Here is a 22,664-nt window from a genome sequence, read left to right on the forward strand (position 1 = left end):
CATGACGGATGCGCCCCTGGTCGACCCCGGCTTCGACACCGAGGACGACGACTTCGACGAGATCGTGGAAGCCCCCGATGCGAGCCTCCCCGAGCATCGCTTCATGGACCGGGAGCTCAGCTGGCTCGCGTTCAACAACCGCGTGCTCGAGCTCGCGGAGGACCCGGCGCTTCCGCTCCTCGAGCGTGCGAACTTCCTCGCGATCTTCGCGAGCAACCTCGACGAGTTCTTCATGGTCCGCGTCGCGGGCCTCAAGCGGCGCATCGTGACGGGCCTGGCCGTCCCGACGAACGTCGGAACGGCGCCCGCGAAGGTGCTCTCCAACATCTCCGAGCTCGCGCACGAGCTGCAGGCGCGCCACGCGGCCGTCTGGAACGACGACCTCAAGCCCGCGCTCTCCGAGGCCGGGATCGACTTCGTCCGCTGGGACGAGCTCACCGACAGCGAGCGCGCCGACCTCTACGAGTACTTCCAGGCGCAGGTCTTCCCCGTGCTCATGCCGCTCGCGGTCGACCCGGCTCACCCGTTCCCGTACATCTCGGGCCTCTCGCTCAACCTCGCCATCCGCATCCGCAACGCGCGCACGGGGCGCGAGGAGTTCGCGCGCCTGAAGGTGCCGCAGATGCTCCCCCGCCTCGTGCAGGTTCCCGCGAAGGACGACGCGCCCGGCAGCATCCGCTACCTCGCGCTCGAGGACCTCATCGCCGAGAACCTCGCCGACCTCTTCCCCGGGATGGAGATCCTCGACCACCACGCGTTCCGCCTCACGCGCAACGAGGACGTGACGATCGAGGAGGACGAGTCGGAGAACCTCATCCAGGCGCTCGAGGCGGAGCTGCTGCGCCGCCGGTTCGGCCCGCCCATCCGCCTCGAGATCACCGAGGACATGGACGACGTCACCCTCGACCTGCTCATCCGCGAGCTCGACATCTCTGAGCAGGAGGTCTATCGCCTCCCGTCTCCGCTCGACCTCCGGTCGCTCTTCAGCCTCGGGAAGATCGACCGGCCCGAGCTGAAGTTCAAGCCGCACCTGCCCGTGACGCCGCTCGCCTTCCAGCCCGCCGACGCGGACTCGAAGCACGCGCGCGCCGACATCTTCGGCGCCATCCGCAAGGGCGACGTGCTCGTGCACCACCCGTACGAGTCCTTCGCGACGAGCGTGCAGGCGTTCCTCGAGCAGGCCGCGCGCGACCCGCACGTGCTCGCGATCAAGCAGACGCTCTACCGCACCTCGGGCGACAGCCCCATCGTGCAGGCGCTCATCGACGCGGCCGAGGCCGGCAAGCAGGTGCTCGCACTCGTCGAGGTCAAGGCGCGCTTCGACGAGGCCAACAACATCGAGTGGGCGCGCAAGCTCGAGAAGGCGGGCGTGCACGTCGTCTACGGCCTCGTCGGGCTCAAGACCCACTGCAAGCTCGCCCTCGTCATCCGTGAGGAGAAGGGCCTGCTGCGCCACTACACGCACGTCGGCACGGGCAACTACAACCCCAAGACGAGCCGCATCTACGAGGACCTCGGCCTCTTCACGTGCGACCCCGATGTGGGGCGCGACGTCACCCGCCTGTTCAACGAGCTGAGCGGGTACGCGATCGAGAAGAAGTTCAAGCGTCTCCTCGTCGCGCCGCTCCACCTCCGCAAGGGCCTCCTGCGCCTCATCGAGCGCGAGCGCCGCAACGCGCTGGCGGGCAAGCCCGCGCACGTGCGCATCAAGGTCAACTCGATGGTCGACGAGCAGATCATCGACGCGCTCTACCGCGCGTCGCTCGCGGGCGTGCAGGTCGACGTCTGGGTCCGCGGCATCTGCAGCCTCCGTGTCGACCTGCCCGGCGTGAGCGACAACATCCGCGTCCGCAGCGTGCTCGGCCGCTACCTCGAGCACGCGCGCATCTTCGCGTTCGCGAACGACGGCGACCCCGAGGTCTACATCGGCAGCGCCGACATGATGCACCGCAACCTCGACCGCCGCGTCGAGGCGCTCGTCCGGGTCGCGAAGCCGCAGCACGTCAAGGAGCTGCAGGCGTTCTTCGACCTCGGGATGGATGACGCGAGCGCGACCTGGCACCTCGGCGCCGAGGGCGTGTGGACGCGCCACCACCTCGATGAGAACGGCAAGCCCCTCGCCGACGTGCAGGATAAGACCATGGCAGCGATCCAGCGACGACGGCGTCCGCGCGCGACTCGATGACGTCAGCGCATCGACCCGTGTACGCCGCGGGGTGCGTGGTGTGGCGCGAGCTCGACGGCGAGCTCCTCGTCCTGCTCGTGCACCGCGGCAAGTACCGCGACATCTCCCTCCCGAAGGGCAAGCTCGATCCGGGAGAGATGCTCGCGGAGACCGCCGTGCGCGAGATCCACGAGGAGACGGGCCTGCGGGTGTCGCTCGGCCCGTCGGTGGGCCAGTCGGTCTACATCCAGCCGTCCGGGCGCGAGAAGATCGTGCACTACTGGGCCGCCGAGGCGACGCAGGAGGCGATCCGCGCCAGCACGTTCGTGCCCAACAAGGAGATCGCCGGGCTCGAGTGGGTCACCGTCGGCGCGGCGCGCAAGCGCCTCAGCTACCCGGTCGACCAGGACATCCTCGATCGCTTCGAGCGGCTGCGCCGCGCCGCGAGCCTCCGCACGTTCCCGGTCGTCGTGCTGCGGCACGGGAAGGCCGTCGCGCGCGACGAATGGGGCGGCGAGGACGCCGCCCGTCCGCTGCAGACCCGCGGCAAGGAGCAGGCGAAGGCGATCGTCGGGGCGCTGCGCGCGTTCGGCGTCCGCAAGATCGTCTCGAGCGACGCCGAGCGGTGCGTGAAGACGGTGACGCCGCTGTCGAAGGCGATCGGCCGCCGGATCGTCGAGACGCCCCTCATCAGCGAGGACGCATGGGATGCCGGCACGGCGGATGCCCGCGAGGTCGTCGGCCGTCGGGTGCGGTCGGGCAAGCCCGCCGTCATCTGCAGCCATCGGCCCGTGATCCCCGCCCTCATGCGGGAGCTGGCGCTCGCGACCGGAACCGTCCACGGGCCCCGTCTCGAGAGCGCGGCGGGTCTCGACCCCGGCGCCTTCGCGGTCGTGCACCTCTCGGCGACGAACCCCGGGGCGGGCATCGTCGCGATCGAGACGCACGCTCCCGGGGTCTGACGGCGTCTAGAATCGTCCGGTGACTCAGAAAGCGCGCCTCTACTCGGGAATGCAGCCGTCGGCCGATTCGCTCCAGATCGGCAACTACATCGGGGCTCTCCTGCAGTGGCGCGACATGCAGGACACGTACGACGCGTTCTTCTCGGTCGTCGACCTGCACGCGCTCACCCAGCCGAACGATCCGGCCGAGCTCCGCGAGAAGACCCGCCGCACAGCCGCGCAGTACATCGCGGCCGGCATCGAGCCGTCGCGGTCGACGCTGTACGTGCAGTCGCACGTGCGCGCGCACGCCGAGCTCGCCTGGATCCTCTCCACGATCACCGGCTTCGGCGAGGCCGGCCGCATGACGCAGTTCAAGGACAAGTCGCAGCGCTACGGCGCCGACGCGACGAGCGTGGGCCTCTTCACGTATCCCGTGCTCATGGCCGCCGACATCCTGCTCTACCAGACGCACGTCGTCCCGGTCGGCGACGACCAGAAGCAGCACGTCGAGCTCACGCGCGACCTCGCCGAGCGCTTCAACGCGCGCTACGGCGAGACGTTCCGCGTGCCGGAGCCGGTGATCCAGGCCGAGACGGCGCGCATCTACGACCTGCAGAACCCCTCGGCGAAGATGTCGAAGTCGGCGGAGTCGCACGCGGGCGTGCTGTGGCTGCTCGACGACGTCGACGTCACGGCGAAGAAGATCATGCGCGCCGTGACCGACAACGACGGCGTCGTCGCCTACGACCGCGAGGGCAAGCCCGGCGTCTCGAACCTCCTCACGATCTACGCGGCCCTCACCGGCCGTCAGATCCCCTCGATCGAGGACGAGTACGCCGGCCGCGGGTACGGCGACTTCAAGAAGGGCCTGCGCGACGTCGTCGTGGCCGAGTTCGAGCCGGTCCGCGCGCGGGCCCTCGAGCTGCTCGATGACCCCGCCGAGCTCGACCGCGTGCTCGCCGTCAACGCCGAGAAGGCCGCGGCCGTCGCCGACGAGACCCTGAGCACCGTGTACGACCGCGTCGGACTGCTGCGCCGTGCGTGATGCGCTGATGCTGCGGACCGCCCGCCTGACTCTCACGCCGCCGACCGAGGACGACGTCGAGGCCATCCACCTCGCCTGCCAGGACACCGAGGTGCAGCGGTGGACGAACGTGCCGTCCCCCTACACGCGGGAGGACGCCGAGCAGTTCGTCGTGCTCTGCGCCGAGCGGCGCAGCGCCGGCGAGGAGATCACCTGGGCGATCCACGACGCCGAGGGTCTCGTCGGGATGATCGGCCTGCACCGGATCGGGGACGGCTCGGCCGAGCTCGGCTACTGGATCTCCGCCGACGCGCGCGGGCGCGGCTACGGCGCCGAGGCCGGCTGCGCGGTCGTCGACTTCGCCCTCGGCCCCATGCGCCTCGAGCGGATCGAGTGGCACGCGGTCGCCGGGAACGAGCCGTCCGCCCGCCTCGCACGCTCGCTCGGGTTCCGGTTCGAGGGCACGCGGCGCCGCGGCATCCGCGCCTCCGCCGAGCGCGAGGACGCGTGGATCGCGGGCCTCGTGGCGAGCGACGACCGCTCCCCCGTCGAATGGCCGGTGCTCGAGCCGAGGACCGCGTCGCTGTCGATCCGCCGGCGCCGTCGGCGGCCCATCCGCGTCTCCGGTCCGCGCACGGCGGCGTCGTCCGCTCTGCGCTGAGGGCTGCCGGGACACAGCGCAGGAGTTCTCTCGCCCTTCGCTGCCGACGGCCGCGTGATCCCGCGTGCCGGCAGCCTCTGCTCGGACGGATCTCCTGCGTTCTGTCCCGCCGGTCCGCTCAGCGGCGAGCGCGCAGGAGCCCGCGGACCGCGGCGACGAGCACGTGCCGCTCCTCGAAGACCGTCATCGCCGTGACCCGGACGCACGCATAGCCGCGCGCGGCGAGCGCGAGGTCGCGGCGGCGGTCCTCCAGCTGGGCCGCCCAGCTCTCGTGGAACGCCTTGCCGTCGCATTCGACGACGATCCATCCGTCGACGAGCAGGTCGACTCGGCCGACCCCGTCGATGCGCACCTGGAGGTCGATCGACCGGCCGAGCACGCGGAGCGCCAGGCGCGCGAGCGACTCGGCGCCGGATTCCGCCCGGCCGTCGATGAGCGGACGCAGCGCGGCGCAGCGCGCAGGGAGGAGCGCGAACAGCGCGTCGATCTGATCAGCGCGGATCACCCCGAGGTGGAGCGCACTGTCGATCGTGGCCACGGCGTCGCGCGGATGCTGGCAGCGCACGGCACGCGCGGCAGAGGCGACGGGGTCGGCAAGGAGGTCGTGGTCGGGCGCCGGGTCGTCTCGCCAGTGCACGACGACGCCGTGCACTGCCGCGAGGCACTGCTTGCGATCCTCGGGCGATGCGAGTCGGCCGCTGCGCGGATCCACCTGGATGTGCAGTCCTCCGCGCTCGCGCACGAAGACGCCCCGCTCCCGCATCGCCGAGACGCAGTCCAGTCGGCCTCCGACCCGCGCTGCCCGAAGGATGTCCTCCGACTCCCCGCGTTCGACGTACACGTCTCGCCGCACGCGCACGTACTCGCCCTCCGCGACCCTGCGCCGGATCGTCCGTCGGCTCATCCCCCGCGCGCGCAGCGCGGCGAAGGAGAACGACCTCGGCGGCCTCCGCGCCTTCCTCCGCGCTTCGGCGGTGCTGCCTCCTGCCATGACGGCATCGTGCCCGTGGCGACAGCGGCGGGGAGACGCGAGAGTCGGACCTGTGGAGATCTTCACCCCAACACGCCGTCTGTGCACGACGCGTCGGCGCGGGGAGCGGGACACAACGCAGGAACTTCGCGCGCGCAGCCGCCGACGGGGCGCGGATTCTCGGGGGCCGCTGCTCGCCGCCCCGCAGAAACTCCTGCGCTCTGTCCCGGGCGGCGAACGCGCCCGGGCCCCTACACGACGCGGTATTTGAAGCCGACGTGCGAGGCGACGAATCCGAGGCGCTCGTAGAAGCGGTGCGCCGCGACGCGCGCGGAGTCCGAGGTCAGCTGCACGAGTGCGCAGCCGAGCGCCGGCGCCGCGTCGTCGACGACCCACCGCATCATCGCCGAGCCGACGCCCGATGAGCGCAGGTCGGAGCGCACGCGAACGGCCTCGACGAGCAGCCGGGTCGCGCCGCGACGGGCCATTCCCGGGATGCGGGTGAGCTGGAGCGTCCCGATGAGGGCGCCATCGGCGGACTCCGCGACGAGCAGCGCGTTCGCGGGGTCGGCCTGGATGGCCGTGAGCGCGGCCGCGTAGGCGGGGCGGTCCTCCTCCGCGGCGACGTCGCCGCGCGCGGCGCTCACCTCGTCGTCCGCGAGCAGCGCCATGAGCGCGTCGAGATCCTCCTCGCGGGCCGCGCGCAGCGTCACCTCCCCCAGGCGGGACTCGAGGACGACGGGCAGCAGCGCGAGGTCGGCGATCACGGATCCAGTGTCGCATCGGCGTCGCCCTGTCCAGCCCGTGACGGATGTCCGTGCGCGGTGCGAGGATGGCGGCATGCCCGAGATGCCGGAGGTGGAGGGGCTCGTGCGCTATCTGCGCGAGCGCACGTCAGGGCGCGCTGTCGTCAAGGCCCAGGTGGCCGCGATCGCGGCGCTCAAGACCTACGATCCTCCGATCGACGCGATCGTCGGCGCCCGCGTGCGCGACGCGCAGCGCCACGGCAAGTTCGTCGACCTCGAGCTCGAGGGCGGTCTCCACCTCGTCTTCCACCTCGCGAAGGCCGGATGGCTGCGCTGGCACGAGACGCTGCCGGCGACCGTGATCAAGCCGGGCCGCTCGCCGATCGCCCTGCGGATCGGGTTCGACGACGGCTCGGGCTTCGACCTCACCGAGGCCGGCACGAAGAAGTCGCTCGCGGTGTACGTCGTCCGGGCGATCGGCGACGTGCCCGGCATCGCGCGCCTCGGCCCCGATCCGCTGGGCGACGGCTTCGACCGCGACGCTCTCGCAGAGCTGCTGCGCGGGCGCCGCACGCAGATCAAGGGGCTCCTGCGCGACCAGTCCGTGATCGCGGGCATCGGGAACGCCTACTCCGATGAGATCCTGCATGCCGCACGGATGTCGCCCTACGCGCTCGCGGCGAACCTCGACGACGCCGAAGTCGACCGCCTCTACGACGCGCTCCGCGCGACCCTCGCCGACGCCGTCGCGACGGCCTCGGGCAAGCCGCCGGCCGATCTCAAGGACGCGAAGCGGCGCGGGATGGCCGTGCACGCGCGATCGGGCGAGGCCTGCCCCGTCTGCGGAGACACCATCCGCAGCGTCTTCTTCGCTGACACCGACTTCCAGTACTGCCCGACGTGCCAGACGGGCGGCAAGGTCCTCGCCGACCGCCGGCTGTCGCGCCTGCTGAAATAGGGCGACGCATACGCCGCCGGGAATAACGGCGCACGCTCGCGGTTGATTATGCTGAGTGCACAGAACGTGCTCCGGGGTCGGTGAGAATCCGAACCGGCGGTGACAGTCCGCGAACCCCCGTCCTGATGGCGGGGGCCGATCCGGTGGGATTCCGGAACCGACGGTGATGCAGGCGCAGCCTGCGAGTCCGGATGAGAGGCAGCACGTGACGTCGCCCGTCGAGGGCGCCGTTCGCGAACCCCGGGGTGCCTGCAGGAGGTTCGGATGGCGTTCAGCGACGCGGAGCAGCGGGCGATGGCCCGCGCGCTCGAGCTCGCGCGCCGCGGGCCGCGCAGCCGGAACCCGCAGGTCGGCGCGGTCATCCTCTCCCCCGACGGCGATGTGATCGCCGAGGGCTGGCACCATGGGGCCGGGACCGCGCATGCCGAGGTCGACGCGCTCTCGCACCTCGCCCCGGGCGCGGCCCGCGGCGCGACGGCGGTCGTGACGCTCGAGCCGTGCAACCACACCGGCCGCACGGGCCCCTGCTCCGAGGCCCTCATCGCCGCGGGCGTCGCGCGCGTCGTGTACGCACTGGACGACCCGGGCGATGTCGAGAGCGGAGGCGGCGATCGCCTCCGCGCCGCGGGCGTGAGCGTCGAGAGCGGCCTCATGGCGCCCGAGGCCCATGCGCTTCTCGACTCGTGGCTGACGGCGCGACGGCTCGGCCGCCCCCACGTCACGATCAAGTGGGCCCAGAGCCTCGACGGCCGCGCGGCCGCGGCCGACGGCACGAGCCAGTGGATCACGGGAGCCGAGGCGCGAGCGGATGTCCATGTCCGGCGGGCGCAGGCCGATGCGATCGTCGTCGGGTCGGGCACCCTGCTCGCCGACGACCCTGCTCTCACGGCCCGCGACGGCGACGCCCTGCACCCCGCGCAGCCCGTCCCCGTCGTGATCGGCACCGCCGACATCCCCGACGGAGCGGCCATCCGCCGCCATCCGCATGAGGCGATCCACTACCGCACGCGCGATCTGCGCGCCGTTCTCGACGACCTCCACGAGCGCGGGCTCCACCGCGTGTTCGTCGAGGGCGGGCCGACGCTCGCGAGCGCGTTCCTCGCTGCGGGACTCGCCGACCGCGTCCTCGTCTATCTCGCGCCGACCCTCCTCGGCGGTCCGCGGCTCGCGCTCGGCGAGATCGGCGTCCCCACCATCTCCCGGCAGCGGCGCCTCGCCGTCGAGCAGGTCGACCGCCTCGGCTCCGACCTCCTCGTCGTGGCCCGCCCGGCCCCCGAAGCCCCCGAAGGAGGCAGCTGACATGTTCACCGGCATCATCGAGGAGATCGGCCGCATCACGGCGATCGAGCCCTCCGGCGACGGCGTGCGCCTCACGCTCCACGCCCCGCGCGTGATCGAGGACGTGCACCACGGCGACTCGATCGCGGTGAGCGGCGTGTGCCTCACGGTCGTGGACTGGACGGACGAGGGCTTCACGGCAGACGTCATGAAGCAGACGCTCGACATGTCGACGCTCGACGCGGCGCGGACGGGCACCCCCGTCAACCTCGAGCGGGCGACGGCCTCGGGCGGCCGGCTCGGCGGCCACATCGTGCAGGGGCACATCGACGGCACGGGAACGGTCGTCGACGTCCGGCCCGGCGAGCAGTGGCGCGTCGTGCGCATCGCGCTCCCCGCCGAGCTCGCGCCCCTCGTCGTCGACAAGGGCTCGATCGCGGTCGACGGCGTCTCGCTCACCGTGAGCGCCGTCAGCCCCGCCCACGAGCCGACGCCGTGGTTCGAGGTGTCGCTCATCCCCGAGACGCTCGAGGCGACGACCCTCGGCGAGCGCCGCGTCGGCGACGCCGTCAACCTCGAGACCGACATCCTCGCGCGCCACGTGCAGCGGCTGCTGTCCTTCGGCGCGCAGCAGGCGACCCCCGCGCCCGTCCGCGCGGCCGTCGCGACCGCCCAGCGCGAGGCCGGGACGGGTCACGAGTCGTCCTTCGCGACGTACGACGTTCCGCCCGCCGACTTCGTCATCCTCCGCTCCACCCCCGAAGGAGGCTCGCGATGAGCCTTGCCAGCCAGCTGTCGACCATCCCCGAGGCGCTCGAGGCGCTCCGGGCGGGCCGCCCCGTCCTCGTGGCCGACGACGAGAACCGCGAGAACGAGGGCGACGTCATCCTCTCGGCGCAGCTCGCGACACCCGAGTGGATCGCCTGGACCGTGCGGTACTCCTCGGGCTTCCTGTGCGCCCCCATGCCCCAGGACTGGGCCGACCGCCTCGACCTCGCGCCCATGGTGGCCGTGAACGAGGACGCGCGGTCGACCGCGTACACGGTGAGCGTCGACGCGGCCGAGGGCGTCACCACGGGCATCAGCGCGCACGATCGCGCCCGCACGGTCAACGTTCTCGCCGACCCGGAGTCGACGCCGACGAGCATCATCCGCCCCGGCCACATCCTGCCCCTGCGCGCCGTGCCCGGCGGCGTCCGCGAGCGCTCGGGCCACACCGAGGCCGCGGTCGACCTCATGCGCCTCGCGGGCCTCGCACCCGTCGGCGTGATCGGCGAGGTCGTGGCGGAGGACGGCGACATGATGCGCCTCCCCGGTCTCATCGAGCTCGGACAGCGCGAGGGGCTCCCTGTCGTCACGATCGAGCAGCTCATCGCCTACCTCGAGGAGAACGACCCGTCGGCGGAGCCCGTCACGCCGTTCCGCCGCCAGGTGAGCCTGCGCGCGGACTCCACCGTCCCGACCTCGCACGGCGTCTTCCGCTTCCTCGCATACAAGGACCGGATCACCGGCACCGACCACCTCGCGGTCGTCAAGGGCGACCTCACCGACGACGCGCCGCTCGTGCGCGTGCACTCGGAGTGCCTCACGGGCGAGGCGTTCGGCTCGCTCAAGTGCGAGTGCGGCCCCCAGCTCGACGCCGCGCTCGACGCGATCGAGCAGGACGGCGGCGTGGTCATCTACATGCGCGGGCACGAAGGGCGCGGCATCGGCCTCATCAACAAGCTGCGCGCCTACGCGCTGCAGGAGCGCGGCCTCGACACCGTCGACGCCAACACGGCGCTCGGACTCCCCGCCGACGCGCGCGACTACGCGGCGGCCGCGGGCATCCTCGCCGATCTCGGCGTCGAGCGCATCCGCCTCCTCACGAACAACACCGACAAGGTCAGCCAGCTGCGCGCCCTCGGGCTCGAGGTCGTCGAGCAGGTGCCGCTGATCGTCGGCGTCGGACCCAACAACCACCAGTACCTCGAGACGAAGCGCGACCGGATGGGTCACGTGATCGGCGAGGAGGCGCTCGCCGCGGCGGTCGCCCAGATGCACGAAGGAGCAGAGAAGTGAGCGGCAAGGGAGCGCCCGAGAAGGGCGGCATCGCGGCGGAGGGCCTGCGCGTGACGATCGTCGCGGGCACGTGGCACGACGAGATCACCGACGGGCTCATCGCAGGGGCGCAGCGCACCCTCGACGCGGCGGGCGCCGAGTCGACGCTCGTGCGCGTGGCGGGCTCGTTCGAGCTCCCGGTCGTCGCGAAGGCGGCGCTCGAGGCGGGCGCGGACGCGGTCGTCGCCCTCGGCGTCATCATCCGCGGGGGAACGCCCCACTTCGACTTCGTCTCGAACGCCGCGACGGATGGCCTCACGCGCGTCGCGCTCGACACCGGCAAGCCGGTCGGCTTCGGCGTGCTCACGCTGGACGATGAGCAGCAGGGCCTCGACCGCGCGGGCCTGCCTGGCTCGAAGGAGGACAAGGGCGCAGAGGCGGCCGACGCGGCGCTGCGCACGGCGCTCACGCTGCGCGCGCTCCGCGGCTGAGGGCGACCTTCCTTCTACATATCGTAGAAAACCCGTAGGGTGTGCTCATGGAGATCCTGCGCAGCATCGTCATCGTCATCCACCTCGTCGGCTTCGCGACGCTCTTCGGCTCGTGGCTCGTCGAGGTCGCGAACCGGCGGACGCACGTCACGCGGCTCATGCACTGGGGGCTCGCGATCGCCGGTCTCGCGGGTCTCGCTCTCGCCGCGCCGTGGGGCGTGGACGGCGACCTGAACTACGCCAAGATCGGCGTCAAGCTCGTCGTGCTCCTCGTGATCGGCGCGCTCCTCGGCATCCTGTCCGCACGGCAGAAGCGCGGCGCGCAGACGCCGCCCGCGCTGTTCTGGCTTGTCGGCATCCTCACGCTCGCGAACGCGACGATCGCGGTCATCTGGTGACCGCATCCGAGCCCTCGGGCCGCTGAGCATTCCGCCCACCGGCTCCGGCACGCACGACGGCCCCTCTGCGCACCTTTCGCGCGAGGGGCCGTCGCGGTCTCCGTATTGCTGAGGGCGCGTAGACTTGACGATCGCGTCCGCGCGTCGAGACGGCCATCCAGCCGGCGACGACGCCGACGCCGTCTCCCCGGCGAGCGCCCTCCGCGCCGCCGTCTTCCCTCCGGACAGGCATCTCCATGACATCCACCGCAGCACAGAGTCCCGACGCCCCCGCCGCCGCCACGCCCGCGAACACGCGCGGCCGCGTCATCACCGCGAGCCTCGTCGGCACGACGATCGAGTTCTACGACTTCTACGCCTACGCGACGGCGGCCGTGCTCGTCTTCCCTGCTCTCTTCTTCCCCACGGGCAATGAGACCACGGCGCTGCTCGCGTCGTTCGCGACCTTCGGCGCCGCGATGCTCGCGCGCCCGGTCGGGGCGATCGTCTTCGGCCACTTCGGCGACCGGTTCGGACGCAAGGCGACCCTCGTCGCATCGCTGCTCACGATGGGCATCTCGACCTTCCTCATCGGCCTGCTGCCGACGTACCAGCTCATCGGCGCGTGGGCAGCGCTCCTCCTGCTCATCCTGCGGCTCGCGCAGGGCTTCGCGCTGGGCGGCGAGTGGTCGGGCGCCGCGCTCGTGGCGACCGAGAACGCGCCCGCCGGCAAGCGCGCCCTCTACGGGACGTTCCCCCAGCTCGGCGCGCCGATCGGCTTCATCATCGCGAACACCCTCTTCCTCGTGATCAACTTCGCCCTGCCCGGCGAGGGTGGCCTCGCATCGGAGGCGTTCCTCGCGTGGGGCTGGCGCATCCCGTTCCTCTTCTCCGCCGTCATGGTGATCATCGGCCTCTGGGTCCGCCTCAAGCTCGTCGAGTCGGACTCGTTCACGAAGGCGGAGAAGACCGGCGCGATCCAGAAGTTCCCGCTCGGCGCGACCGTCCGCACGCACTGGCGCCCGCTCATCCTGGGCACCTTCTACATGCTCGCGACCTACGTGCTCTTCTACCTCATGACGAGCTTCACGCTCGCGTACGGCACCCGCCCGGCGACCGCCCCCGAGGGCGTCGACCCCGCGACCTTCGTGCCCGGGCTCGGGTTCACGTACGTCGACTTCGTGCTCATGCAGATCATCGGCGTCGTGTTCTTCGGCCTCTGCACGCTGCTCTCGGGACCGCTCGCCGACTCGGTCGGACGCCGCCGCCTCCTCATCTGGGTCACGACCGCGATCATCGTGTTCGGTCTGCTCTTCGTCGTCTTCCTCCTGCCGCAGGGCCAGGAGAAGTTCACGGGTGCGCTCGTGCAGGCGTTCCTCATCTTCGGATTCCTCCTCATGGGCATGACGTTCGGGCCCATGGGCGCGCTGCTTCCCGAGCTGTTCCCGACCAACGTGCGGTACACCGGCTCGGCCGTGTCGTACAACGTCGCATCGATCCTCGGCGCCGCCGTGGCGCCCTCGATCGCGCTGGGTCTGTGGGCCCTCGGCGGCGGCAACCCCTGGCTCGTCGGCGTGTACCTCGCCGCGGCCGGCGTGCTCACGCTCGTCGCGCTCCTCATCGGCAAGGAGACGAAGGACGTCGACCTCGACGACGACGCGGCGGTCGCAGCGGCCTCCCGACGCTGAGCCGATGCGCGGGGCGGTTGCCTAGGCTGGCTGAGGTGCGCTCGGCGATCCCCCGCGCACCTCGGAAGGAGACCCCGTGAGCCAGACCGCCCCGCGCGCACGCCGCTCGCTCTTCGCGCGACCGCGTGCAGAGGAAGGACCGCGCGCGTCGTTCCGGCAGCTGCTGCCCTTCCTCCTGGAGCACCGCGGCGTGCTCGTCGTCGTCGCGGTGCTGAGCATCGTCGAGGCGGTCGCGACGCTCGTCCAGCCGCTCCTCATCGGGCAGGTGATCGACCGCGTCCAGGCCAGCTCACCTCTCGGGTGGCTGCTGTGGGCTCTCGTCCTCCTCGTCCTCGCCTCGAGCGCCGTGGGCGCGTACCAGCACTACCTCCTGCAGCGCACGGGCACCGCGGTCGTCCACTCGAGCCGGCGCCGCCTCATCGCGCGCATCCTCCACCTCCCGGTGAGCGAGTTCGACGCGCGGCGCACCGGCGACCTCGTCTCGCGCGTCGGCACCGACACGACGCTGCTCTACGCCGTCCTCACCCAGGGCCTCGCCGACAGCGTGGGCAACGCCCTCCTGTTCGTCGGCGCGCTCGTGGCGATGCTCTTCATCGACCCCGTGCTGCTGCTGACGATCGTCGGCGTCATCGGCGTCTCCGGTGCGGCCGTCGGGCTCCTGTCCGGTCGCATCCGCGCCGCATCGGCCGCGCAGCAGGAGCGCGTGGGCGAGCTCTCGAGCGGTGTCGAGCGCGTGATCGGATCCATCCGCACCATCCGCGCGGCGGGAGCGACCGATCGCGAGCAGGAGTCGGTGGGCGCGATGGCGACCGCCGCGTACCACGCCGGCATCCGCGTCGCGAAGGCCTCTGCGCTCGTCGTCCCCGTCGCGGGCATCGCGATGCAGGTCTCGCTGCTCGTCGTGCTCGGCGTCGGCGGCATGCGCGTCGCATCGGGAGCGCTCACGATCGCGAGCCTCGTCACGTTCGTGATGTTCCTCTTCCTCCTCATCATGCCCCTCGCCTCGGCGTTCGGTGCCATCGCGAGCGTCGGCCAGGCGCTCGGCGCGCTCGGGCGCATCCAGGAGGTCCTCGACCTCCCCACCGAGGACGCCGACGACCGCGTCCGCGCCGACGCCGCGCCGGCGACCCCGCGCGGCGGCAGGACGGACGCGCGAGAGCAGGACCCCTCCGCGGGAATCCTCCTGCAGCGGGCGGATTCTCCTGCAGCGGATGGCACGGGCGCGACGGCAGCGGATGGCGAGGGCGCGACGGCAGCGGATGGCGCGACACCGGCGACCGCGGATGGCGCGGCGCCGGCGATCGCCTTCCGCGACGTGCGCTTCGCCTACCCCGCGGCGGCGGTCGCGGCACGCGAGGAGGCGGCGCGCGAGGCGCAGCGGGCGATCGAGCGCGCGCACCTCGAGACGGGGGCGCTCGACGAGGAGGCGGCGCAGGCGCCGAGCGAGGCCGACCGCGAGGTGCTCCGCGGCGTCTCCTTCGAGGTGCCGCACGGCGCGCGCGTGGCGCTCGTCGGCCCATCCGGCGCGGGCAAGTCGACCATCCTCTCGCTCATCGAGCGCTTCTACGACCCGACGGGCGGCGCGGTCCTCCTCGACGGCGTCGACATCCGCGACCTGCCCCGCGCCGAGCTGCGGGCGCACTTCGGATACGTCGAGCAGGACGCGCCGACGCTCGCCGGCACTCTCGCCGACAACCTCCGCCTCGCCTCGCCCGACGCGAGCGACGCCGACTGCGACCGCGTGCTGCGCGCCGTGAACCTCGGCGAGATCGTCGACCGCAGCCCGCTCGGGATCGACACCCCGGTGGGCGAGGACGGTGTCATGCTGTCCGGAGGCGAGCGCCAGCGGCTCGCGATCGCCCGCGCGCTGCTCGCGGCTCCGCCCATCCTGCTCCTCGACGAGTCGACGTCGTCCCTCGACGGCGTCAACGAGCAGAGGATGCGCGAGGCGATCGACGCGGTCGCCGAGGGGCGCACGCTCATCGTGATCGCGCACCGCCTCTCGACCGTCGTCGACAGCGACCGCATCATCGTGCTCGATCGCGGCCGGGTGATCGGCCAGGGCACGCACTCGGAGCTCGTCGCGAGCGTGCCGCTCTACCGCGATCTCGCGAAGCACCAGCTGCTCGTGTGAGTCGCCTTCCCCGATGTCGGCGGCCACGTGCAGGATGGGCGGCATGGATCTCCCCGCCCTGCGGCGAGCGCGCCTGCGCCACCACCGGCTCGTCGCTCCCGCGCGCACACCCGTCGACGCCGCCCGCCATCTGACCGCCACCCAGTCCCAGGACTTCTGGGGCGGCCGGCTGGCTCTCGCCGCGCGGACACGCGGCGCAGGGGTGTCGGCCGTCGACCGCGCCTACGACCGCGGCGCACTCGTGCGCGCGTGGACGCAGCGCGGCACGCTGCACACCGTCGCGGCCGAGGACCTCGGCTGGATGCTGTCGGTCACCGCCGCGCGGATGCTGCAGGCCGACGCGAAGCGGCTGCGCGACCTGGGCATCGCCGACGACGACATCGCGCGCGCCGAGAAGCTCGCCGTGGGCGCCCTGCGCGGCGGCGGCCGCCTGACCCGCGCGGAGATCGCCGCGGTCTGGGAGTCGGGCGGCATCTCGACGGCCGGTCAGCGCGGCTACCACCTCATCGTCACGCTCGCGCTCCACGGCGTCCTCGTCTGGGGCCCGGTCGTCCATCGCGACGGCGTCGAGCCGCGCGAGCAGCACCTCGTCCTCGCCGAGGAGTGGATCCGCGAGTCCGCATCGCCCGCCGACCCGCTCGCCGAGTTCTTCGCGCGCTACATCGCGGGGCACGGACCGGCCACGGCGCGCGACTTCGCCTGGTGGGCCGGGCTCCCGCTCACCACGGCACGCGCGGCCGCTGCCGCCGCGGCGGATCGGGTGAGGGTCGTCCGCGACGCCGACGAGCCGCTCTACGCGTCTCGCGCGCCACCGCGCACCGCTCCCGACGCCGCGCGGACGTTCGCCCTGCCGACGTTCGAGGAGTTCTACATCGCCTACGCCGACCGCACCGTGACCGCATCCCCCGAGGCGCTCGCGGCCGCAGGTCCCGGCGCCAACGGCATGGTGCGGCCCCTCATCGTGCACGACGGCGAGATCGTCGGCGTGTGGAAGCCGCCCGCGATGGCGCAGCGGGCGACGGGCGACGCGCAGATCGAGCTCTTCGCCGACGCTCCGATCGACGCATCCGACGCGCGCGCCGCGGTCGACCGGGCCATGGCCATCCTGCGCGCGTGAGCCGAGCATGAAGCGGCCCGCCCCGGATCGGAAGGGGGCGGGCCGCTGGGGTGCGTCACCCGGCGTGCGGTCCGGGTGGACGCGGCGGAAGGCCGTCTGTGCGGATCAGGCCTTCGCGGACTCGAGACGCTCGCGAAGAGCCGCGAGCTGCGCCCGCAGCGCGGTCGGGACCCGGTCGCCGAACGTGTCGTAGAACTCCTCGGTGAGCGCCGCCTCGGCGAGCCACGACGTCGGGGCGACCTCGAAGAGCTCCTCGAGGTCGGCCGCGGGCACATCGATGCCGTCGAGGTCGAGGTCGGCGACGACCGGCAGCAGGCCGATGGCGGACGGCACGGCCTCGACCTCGCCCTGCAGGCGACGGATGATCCAGTCGATCACGCGCGAGTTCTCGCCGAACCCGGGCCAGAGGAAGCGGCCGTCGGCGCCCTTGCGGAACCAGTTGACCTGGAAGATCCGCGGGAGCTGCTCGGCCTTGCCGCCCATGTCGAGCCAGTGCCCGAAGTAGTCGGCCATGTTGTACCCGCAGAACGGCATCATCGCGAACGGGTCGCGGCGCAGCTCGCCCACGGTGCCCTCGGCCGCTGCGGTGCGCTCCGACGAGATCGTCGACCCGAGGAAGACGCCGTGCTCCCAGTCGAACGCCTCGACGACGAGCGGGACGTTCGTCGCGCGACGGCCCCCGAAGAGGATGGCATCGAGCGGCACCGCCTCCTCCCAGTCGTCCGCGATCGACGGCGCCTGATCGGCGGCCACGGTGAAGCGCGAGTTCGGGTGGGCGGCCGGGCGGCCCGCGTCCGGCGTCCAGTCCTGGCCCTGCCAGTCGATGAGGTGCGCGGGCGTCTCGTCCGTGAGGCCCTCCCACCAGACGTCGCCGTCGTCGGTCAGCGCGACGTTCGTGAAGAGCACGTTGCCCCACAGCGTCTCGACCGCGGTGACGTTCGTCGACGCGCCCGTGCCGGGTGCGACCCCGAAGAACCCGGCCTCGGGGTTGATCGCGTGGAACCGGCCGTCGGCGCCGGGGCGGATCCACGTGATGTCGTCGCCGAGGGTCTCGACCTTCCATCCGGGGATGGTGGGGCGCAGCATCGCGAGGTTCGTCTTGCCGCAGGCCGACGGGAAGGCCGCGGCCACGTGGTACGCGCGGCCGGCCGGGTCGATGACGCGGATGAGCAGCATGTGCTCGGCCATCCAGCCCTGGTCGCGCCCGAGCACCGAGGCGATCCGGAGCGCGAAGCACTTCTTCGCGAGGATGGCGTTGCCGCCGTAGCCCGAGCCGAACGACCAGACCTCGAGCGTGTCGGGGAAGTGCACGATGTACTTCTCGTCGTTGCACGGCCACGCGACGTCGGCCTGGCCCGGCTCGAGCGGGGCTCCGACGGTGTGCACCGTGCGCACCCAGTCGGCGCCCTCGGCGATGAGGCGCGTGACCTCGTCGCCAACGCGGGTCATGATCTCGATCGACGCGACCGCGTACGGGCTGTCGGTGACCTGCACGCCGATCTGCGAGATCGGACCGCCGACCTTGCCCATCGAGAACGGCACGACGAACATCGTGCGGCCGCGCATGGAGCCGCGGAACAGCGGGTTCAGCGTCTCGCGCATCTGCGCGGGGTCGGCCCAGTTGTTCGTGGGGCCTGCGTCCTCCTCGCGCTCCGAGCAGATGTACGTGCGCGACTCGAGGCGCGCGACGTCGCCGGGGTGCGATCGCGCGAGGAACGAGTTCGGGCGCTTCTCGGCGTCGAGCGGGATGAGCGTGCCCGAGGCCACCATGTCGGCGATGAGCGCGGCGTTCTCCTCCGCGGAGCCCGAGACCCAGTGGATGCGATCGGGCTGGGTGAGACGGGCGATCTCGTCGACCCACGCGGCGAGCTCGCGCATGCCGGCGCCGTCGTAGGCGGGCCGTGCGCCGAAGCCGGCGAGGGCGTCCGTCGTGTGAGGGGCGAGGGGTTCGGCGATTGCCATCAGAGCTCCTTGTGGGTGAGACGTGGTCGCCATGCCAGGTTCTCTCGGTTCTGCCGCCTTTTTCGGCCATCCGAAGTCGAAAGAATGATGGATCTTTAGCTATCATCAAGGAATGCCTCCGATGAGCGACCAGAAGACCGGCCTCGAGCTCAAGACCCTCGGCCACCGCATCCGCCATCACCGCGTGCAGCGGGGGCTGACGCTCGACGAGCTCGGCGCGCTCGTCGGGGTCGCCGGAAGCCAGCTGAGCCTCATCGAGAACGGCAAGCGCGAGCCGAAGCTCTCGCTGCTGCAGGCCATCGCCGACGCCGTGGACACGAACGTCACCGACCTCATCTCAGGAGAGCCGCCGAACCGCAGGGCCGCCCTCGAGATCGAGCTCGAGCGGGCGCAGTCGAGCCAGGTGTTCCGCCAGCTCGGCATCCCGCCGATCAAGGTGACCAAGGGTCTCAGCGACGAGACCATCGAGTCGATCATCGGCCTGCACCGCGAGCTGCAGCGCCGTGAGAACGAGGCGATCGCCACCCCGGAGGAGGCGCGGCGCGCCAACACCGAGCTGCGCCTGCGACAGCGCGCGGCCAACAACTACCTGCCCGAGATCGAGGAGCTCGCCGAGCGCCAGCTCCGCGCGGCCGGCCACACGTCGGGCGCCCTCAAGCACCGCACGGTGAGCATCATGGCCGAGCAGCTCGGCTTCGAGCTCATCTACGTGAACGACCTGCCCTCGTCGACGCGCTCGATCACCGACCTCGAGAACGGCCGCATCTACCTGCCCCCGGCGTCGATCCCCGGCGGCCACGGTCTCCGCTCGATGGCTCTGCAGGCCATGGCTCACCGGCTGCTCGGGCACGAGCGGCCCACCGACTACGCCGACTTCCTCCAGCAGCGGCTCGAGATCAACTACTACGCCGCGTGCTGCCTCATCCCGCAGACCGCCGCGGTGGCGTTCCTCGAGCAGGCGCGCAAGGACCGCAATCTCGCCGTCGAGGACTTCCGCGACGCGTTCGGCGTGACGCACGAGGCGGCGGGCATGCGGATGACGAACCTGCTCACGACCCACTTCGGCATGCGGCTGCACTTCCTCAGGGTGGGGAGCCAGGGCCAGGTGGAGCGCGTGTACGAGAACGACGGCCTGCCGCTGCCCGAGGATGTGACCGGCGCGATCGAGGGCCAGATCGTGTGCCGCAAGTTCGCGGCGCGCAACGCCTTCGAGCAGCAGAACCGCACGACCGAGCACTACCAGTACACCGACACCCCGGCCGGCACGTTCTGGTGCGCGACGCAGACGGGCTCGCGCAGCTCGGGCGAGTTCTCGATCACGGTCGGCGTCCCGTTCGACGACGCGAAGTGGTGGCGCGGTCGCGAGACGCAGGTGCGGGCGTCGTCGAGCTGCCCCGACGAGTCGTGCTGCCGGCGCCCGCCGAGCGTCGCGGAGTCGCCGTGGCGCGGCAAGGCGTGGCCGAGCGCGCGCGTCCACACGCACATCTTCTCGCCGCTGCCCCGCGGCGCCTTCCCGGGCGTCGACGACCTCGAGGTCTACGAGTTCCTCGACCGCCACAGCGAGCACTGACCTCCCCCGCCCCCCTTCTGCGTGTCTCACTCGCCGTGGTTTCGGCGGCCCCTTACACACGCCGGGTGAGACATGCAGAACCTGGACGGGGTCATCCCGGAGGAGGACCCTGGGATGACCCGGGTTCATCCCCCAGCGGGATGTGCGCGACGCCCCGCCGGGCGGAAGCTGGAGCAGTACCAGCCGCCGACCCGAGGAGCCGTCATGCCGGCCACCGCCATCCCCTCGCCCTCGCAGCCCCCGAGCGCACCCCGCCGCACGGGGCTCGTCGACCCCGCGTACAGCGCCCTGCGCATCGCCGCGGGCTCGCTCGTCTTCCTCGGCACGGAGCCGACCGTGTCGGTGAGCACGCTGCGCCTCGCGGGCGAGCCATCCGCCTCGTAGCCGGCGAGCGGCCTGCGTGGCAGGCTGAGGCCATGAAAGCGTGGTTCATCCGGCTCCTCTGCCTCTACCTCTTCGACGTGCTCGTGCTCGCGGTCGTCGGATGGCTCGTCCCGTTCGTCTCCGTCGGCTGGGCCGCGTGGTGGGCCGCGCTCGTGCTCGCGCTCGCGACGATCTGGCTCAAGCCGCTCCTCGCACGGATCTTCCGCAGCGCCGCGTCCTCGCTCGCGCGGAGGGCGCGCATCGGCGAGAAGCTCGTCCAGTACCTCGCGACGTTCCTCGTGCAGCTCGTCATCTGGATGCTCGTGGTCGCCCTGTCGGACGTCGACGTGCGCGGCTGGTTCTGGGGCTACGTCCTCCCGCCGCTCTACCTGCTCGTCGCGTGGGTCGTCTACGACCTCATCGACGACCGCTTCGAGCGCCGGGCGACGCGGATGCTCGACGACGCCCGGGCGCGCATCAAGCGCCGCGGATGATCCTCACTCCCCCGTCAGGCGGGCCTTGAGATCCTTGCGGAGGATCTTGCCCGATGCGGACTTCGGGATCGCGTCGACGAACTCGACCCGGCGCAGCTTCTTGTAGGGCGCGACCTGGCCGTTGAGCTCGGCGAGCACGGCGTCGGCGTCGGGCTCGCCCTGCGGGACGACGAAGGCCACGGGCGCCTCGTCGCCGTCCTCGAGCGGCTCGCCCACGACCGCCGCATCCGCGACGCGGTCGCTCGCGAGCAGGAGCGCCTCGAGCTCCGCGGGCGCCACCTGGTAGCCCTTGTGCTTGATGAGCTCCTTGAGCCGATCGACGATGAACACGGCCCCGCTCGCGTCGTATGCGGCGATGTCGCCCGTGCGCAGCCATCCGTCCTCCGTCAGGCACGCGGCCGTCGCCTCCGGGTTGTCGAGGTACCCGAGCATCACCTGCGGCCCGCGCACCCACAGCTCGCCCGAGCGCGAGCGCCCCTCCTCCGGCACCTCGATCACCGCGTGCGTCTCGATGTCGACGATCTGCGCCTCGGTGCCCGGCACGGCGGGCCCGATCGACGACAGCGGGACGCCGTCGCTCGCGCCGCGGACCATGGCGTGCGAGACGGGGCTGAGCTCGGTCATGCCGTAGCCCTGCAGCACCTCGACGCCGAGACGGTCGGCGACCGCGCGGCCGAGTCGCTCGTCGAGGGGCGCGGCTCCCGAGAAGACCGTGCGCAGGGCGCTCAGGTCGTACTGGTCGACGAGCGGGTGCTTCGCGAGGGCGACCGCGATCGGCGGGGCGATGAACGCGTAGGAGACGCGGTGGTCCTGCAGGACGCGCAGGAACTCCTCGAGATCGAACCTCGGCATCGTGACGAGCGTCGCACGCGCGCGCAGCGCGAGGTTCAGGAGCACGGTCATCCCGTAGATGTGGAAGAACGGGAGCACCGCGAGCAGGCGCTCCTGCGGCGACACGTGCAGTCGCGCGACGCACTGCTGCACGTTCGCGACGAGGTTGCGGTGCGAGAGCATGACCCCCTTGGGCAGGCCCGTCGTGCCCGACGAGAACGGGATCACGGCGACCTGGCTCCGCGCCTCCGGCGTGACGTCGGGGGCGGGATGGCCCTCGGCCAGCAGGTCGCGGAGGGTCGGGAAGGCGTCCCACCCGTCGAGGACGACGATGCGCTCGGCCGGGATGCCCGTCGCCTGCGCCGCGGGCACCGAGCCGGGCGCGAGCGGCGAGACCGTCACGTGCGCGACGGCCCTGGCCATCCGCAGCTGCTTCTCGATCTCGCCCGGCGTGAAGAGCGCGTTGACCGTGGTCGCCGTCGCGCCGGCGCGGAGGATCCCGTGGAAGGCGATCGCGAAGGCCGGGGTGTTGACCGCGTGCAGCGAGACCACGTCTCCGGGGCCGATGCCGCGCGCGGCGAACGCGCCCGCGAAGGCGTCGATCGCGTCGACGAGCGCTCCGTAGGTCAGGGTGTCGCCGGTCCGGCCGTCGATGAAGGCGACGAGGTCGCGCTCCTCGTCGCGGAGATCCGCGAAGAGGAGGTCGTAGACGGGTGCGTCGGGAATGGTGAGCTCGGGCTCCGGAGCGTGCATGATGGCCTCTCGTCCCCTTCAGGGCCGCCCCTCCGACGGCCCCTCCGGTCGCCGTCGACCGGATGCGGGGAGTCTCTCACGAAGAACCCCGGCCCGACG

General features: G+C 72.0%; 20 protein-coding genes and 1 riboswitch. Of the genes, 16 read left to right on the plus strand and 4 right to left on the minus strand.

What is annotated here, in order from left to right; genetic code table 11:
* Position 1 precedes the first annotated feature (1 nt).
* From PKE79_RS10215 to PKE79_RS10230, 4 genes are read left to right on the plus strand one after another with little or no spacing between them, the layout of a single operon-like run.
* The gene (locus PKE79_RS10215) at positions 2–2,185 is read left to right on the plus strand and encodes an RNA degradosome polyphosphate kinase (protein ID WP_271173597.1); all 2,184 of its coding nucleotides are present in this window, start codon (positions 2–4) and stop codon (positions 2,183–2,185) included.
* A complete protein-coding gene (locus tag PKE79_RS10220; protein WP_271173598.1) occupies positions 2,182–3,126 on the plus strand; it encodes an NUDIX hydrolase in 945 nt (314 codons plus the stop codon). Before PKE79_RS10215 ends, PKE79_RS10220 begins: the two co-directional genes overlap by 4 nt.
* A gap of 19 nt (positions 3,127–3,145) precedes the next feature.
* Positions 3,146–4,153: a tryptophan--tRNA ligase gene (gene trpS / locus PKE79_RS10225; RefSeq protein WP_271173599.1), complete on the plus strand. Its 1,008-nt coding sequence runs from the start codon at positions 3,146–3,148 to the stop codon at positions 4,151–4,153.
* Positions 4,154–4,160: 7 nt separating this feature from the next.
* Complete coding sequence (locus PKE79_RS10230; protein WP_309299970.1) at positions 4,161–4,793, plus strand: GNAT family N-acetyltransferase; 633 nt, start codon at positions 4,161–4,163, stop codon at positions 4,791–4,793.
* Between the two features lie 118 nt (positions 4,794–4,911).
* Here PKE79_RS10230 and PKE79_RS10235 read toward each other — a convergent pair whose 3' ends face one another.
* Both PKE79_RS10235 and PKE79_RS10240 read right to left on the minus strand, forming a co-directional pair.
* Positions 4,912–5,784: a type IV toxin-antitoxin system AbiEi family antitoxin domain-containing protein gene (locus tag PKE79_RS10235; protein ID WP_271173600.1), complete on the minus strand. Its 873-nt coding sequence runs from the start codon at positions 5,782–5,784 to the stop codon at positions 4,912–4,914.
* 230 nt (positions 5,785–6,014) lie between these two features.
* The gene (locus PKE79_RS10240) at positions 6,015–6,530 is read right to left on the minus strand and encodes a GNAT family N-acetyltransferase (RefSeq protein WP_271173601.1); all 516 of its coding nucleotides are present in this window, start codon (positions 6,528–6,530) and stop codon (positions 6,015–6,017) included.
* A gap of 73 nt (positions 6,531–6,603) precedes the next feature.
* Between PKE79_RS10240 and PKE79_RS10245 the strand changes: the two genes are divergently transcribed.
* From PKE79_RS10245 to PKE79_RS10285, 9 genes are all read left to right on the plus strand, one after another.
* On the plus strand, positions 6,604–7,467 hold the full coding sequence (locus PKE79_RS10245; RefSeq protein WP_271173602.1) for an Fpg/Nei family DNA glycosylase: 864 nt from the start codon (positions 6,604–6,606) through the stop codon (positions 7,465–7,467).
* Between the two features lie 62 nt (positions 7,468–7,529).
* Positions 7,530–7,676, plus strand: a riboswitch (FMN riboswitch).
* A gap of 55 nt (positions 7,677–7,731) precedes the next feature.
* A complete protein-coding gene (gene ribD / locus PKE79_RS10250) occupies positions 7,732–8,766 on the plus strand; it encodes a bifunctional diaminohydroxyphosphoribosylaminopyrimidine deaminase/5-amino-6-(5-phosphoribosylamino)uracil reductase RibD (protein WP_271173603.1) in 1,035 nt (344 codons plus the stop codon).
* Position 8,767: 1 nt separating this feature from the next.
* Positions 8,768–9,523 (plus strand): riboflavin synthase, encoded by a 756-nt coding sequence (locus tag PKE79_RS10255; RefSeq protein WP_271173604.1) that lies wholly within the window; start codon positions 8,768–8,770, stop codon positions 9,521–9,523.
* Positions 9,520–10,806 carry a GTP cyclohydrolase II gene (ribA, locus tag PKE79_RS10260; protein ID WP_271173605.1) on the plus strand — a complete coding sequence of 429 codons (1,287 nt, stop codon included), beginning with the start codon at positions 9,520–9,522 and terminating at the stop codon, positions 10,804–10,806. The genes PKE79_RS10255 and ribA overlap by 4 nt, the downstream gene beginning before the upstream one ends.
* On the plus strand, positions 10,803–11,276 hold the full coding sequence (ribH, locus tag PKE79_RS10265) for a 6,7-dimethyl-8-ribityllumazine synthase (RefSeq protein ID WP_271173606.1): 474 nt from the start codon (positions 10,803–10,805) through the stop codon (positions 11,274–11,276). Before ribA ends, ribH begins: the two co-directional genes overlap by 4 nt.
* 47 nt (positions 11,277–11,323) lie before the next feature.
* Positions 11,324–11,674, plus strand: a complete 351-nt coding sequence (locus tag PKE79_RS10270; protein WP_271173607.1) for a Fe-S protein — start codon at positions 11,324–11,326, stop codon at positions 11,672–11,674.
* A 236-nt stretch (positions 11,675–11,910) separates the two neighbouring features.
* Positions 11,911–13,341: an MFS transporter gene (locus PKE79_RS10275; RefSeq protein ID WP_271173608.1), complete on the plus strand. Its 1,431-nt coding sequence runs from the start codon at positions 11,911–11,913 to the stop codon at positions 13,339–13,341.
* Positions 13,342–13,417: 76 nt separating this feature from the next.
* Positions 13,418–15,475: an ABC transporter ATP-binding protein gene (locus PKE79_RS10280; protein ID WP_271173609.1), complete on the plus strand. Its 2,058-nt coding sequence runs from the start codon at positions 13,418–13,420 to the stop codon at positions 15,473–15,475.
* A gap of 43 nt (positions 15,476–15,518) precedes the next feature.
* Positions 15,519–16,592 carry a winged helix DNA-binding domain-containing protein gene (locus PKE79_RS10285; protein WP_271173610.1) on the plus strand — a complete coding sequence of 358 codons (1,074 nt, stop codon included), beginning with the start codon at positions 15,519–15,521 and terminating at the stop codon, positions 16,590–16,592.
* Between the two features lie 105 nt (positions 16,593–16,697).
* Here PKE79_RS10285 and PKE79_RS10290 read toward each other — a convergent pair whose 3' ends face one another.
* The gene (locus PKE79_RS10290) at positions 16,698–18,554 is read right to left on the minus strand and encodes a phosphoenolpyruvate carboxykinase (GTP) (protein ID WP_271173611.1); all 1,857 of its coding nucleotides are present in this window, start codon (positions 18,552–18,554) and stop codon (positions 16,698–16,700) included.
* Between the two features lie 121 nt (positions 18,555–18,675).
* Between PKE79_RS10290 and PKE79_RS10295 the strand changes: the two genes are divergently transcribed.
* From PKE79_RS10295 to PKE79_RS10305, 3 genes are all read left to right on the plus strand, one after another.
* A complete protein-coding gene (locus PKE79_RS10295) occupies positions 18,676–20,124 on the plus strand; it encodes an XRE family transcriptional regulator (RefSeq protein ID WP_374727743.1) in 1,449 nt (482 codons plus the stop codon).
* Between the two features lie 204 nt (positions 20,125–20,328).
* On the plus strand, positions 20,329–20,508 hold the full coding sequence (locus tag PKE79_RS10300) for a hypothetical protein (RefSeq protein WP_271173613.1): 180 nt from the start codon (positions 20,329–20,331) through the stop codon (positions 20,506–20,508).
* A 32-nt stretch (positions 20,509–20,540) separates the two neighbouring features.
* Complete coding sequence (locus PKE79_RS10305) at positions 20,541–20,981, plus strand: hypothetical protein (protein ID WP_271173614.1); 441 nt, start codon at positions 20,541–20,543, stop codon at positions 20,979–20,981.
* Positions 20,982–20,984: 3 nt separating this feature from the next.
* Here the strand turns inward: PKE79_RS10305 and PKE79_RS10310 are convergent, their stop codons facing one another.
* On the minus strand, positions 20,985–22,565 hold the full coding sequence (locus PKE79_RS10310; protein ID WP_271173615.1) for an AMP-binding protein: 1,581 nt from the start codon (positions 22,563–22,565) through the stop codon (positions 20,985–20,987).
* Positions 22,566–22,664: the final 99 nt, after the last annotated feature.

This window comes from Microbacterium barkeri, assembly GCF_027921765.1.
In the GTDB taxonomy this organism is placed as follows: Bacteria; Actinomycetota; Actinomycetes; order Actinomycetales; family Microbacteriaceae; genus Microbacterium; species Microbacterium barkeri.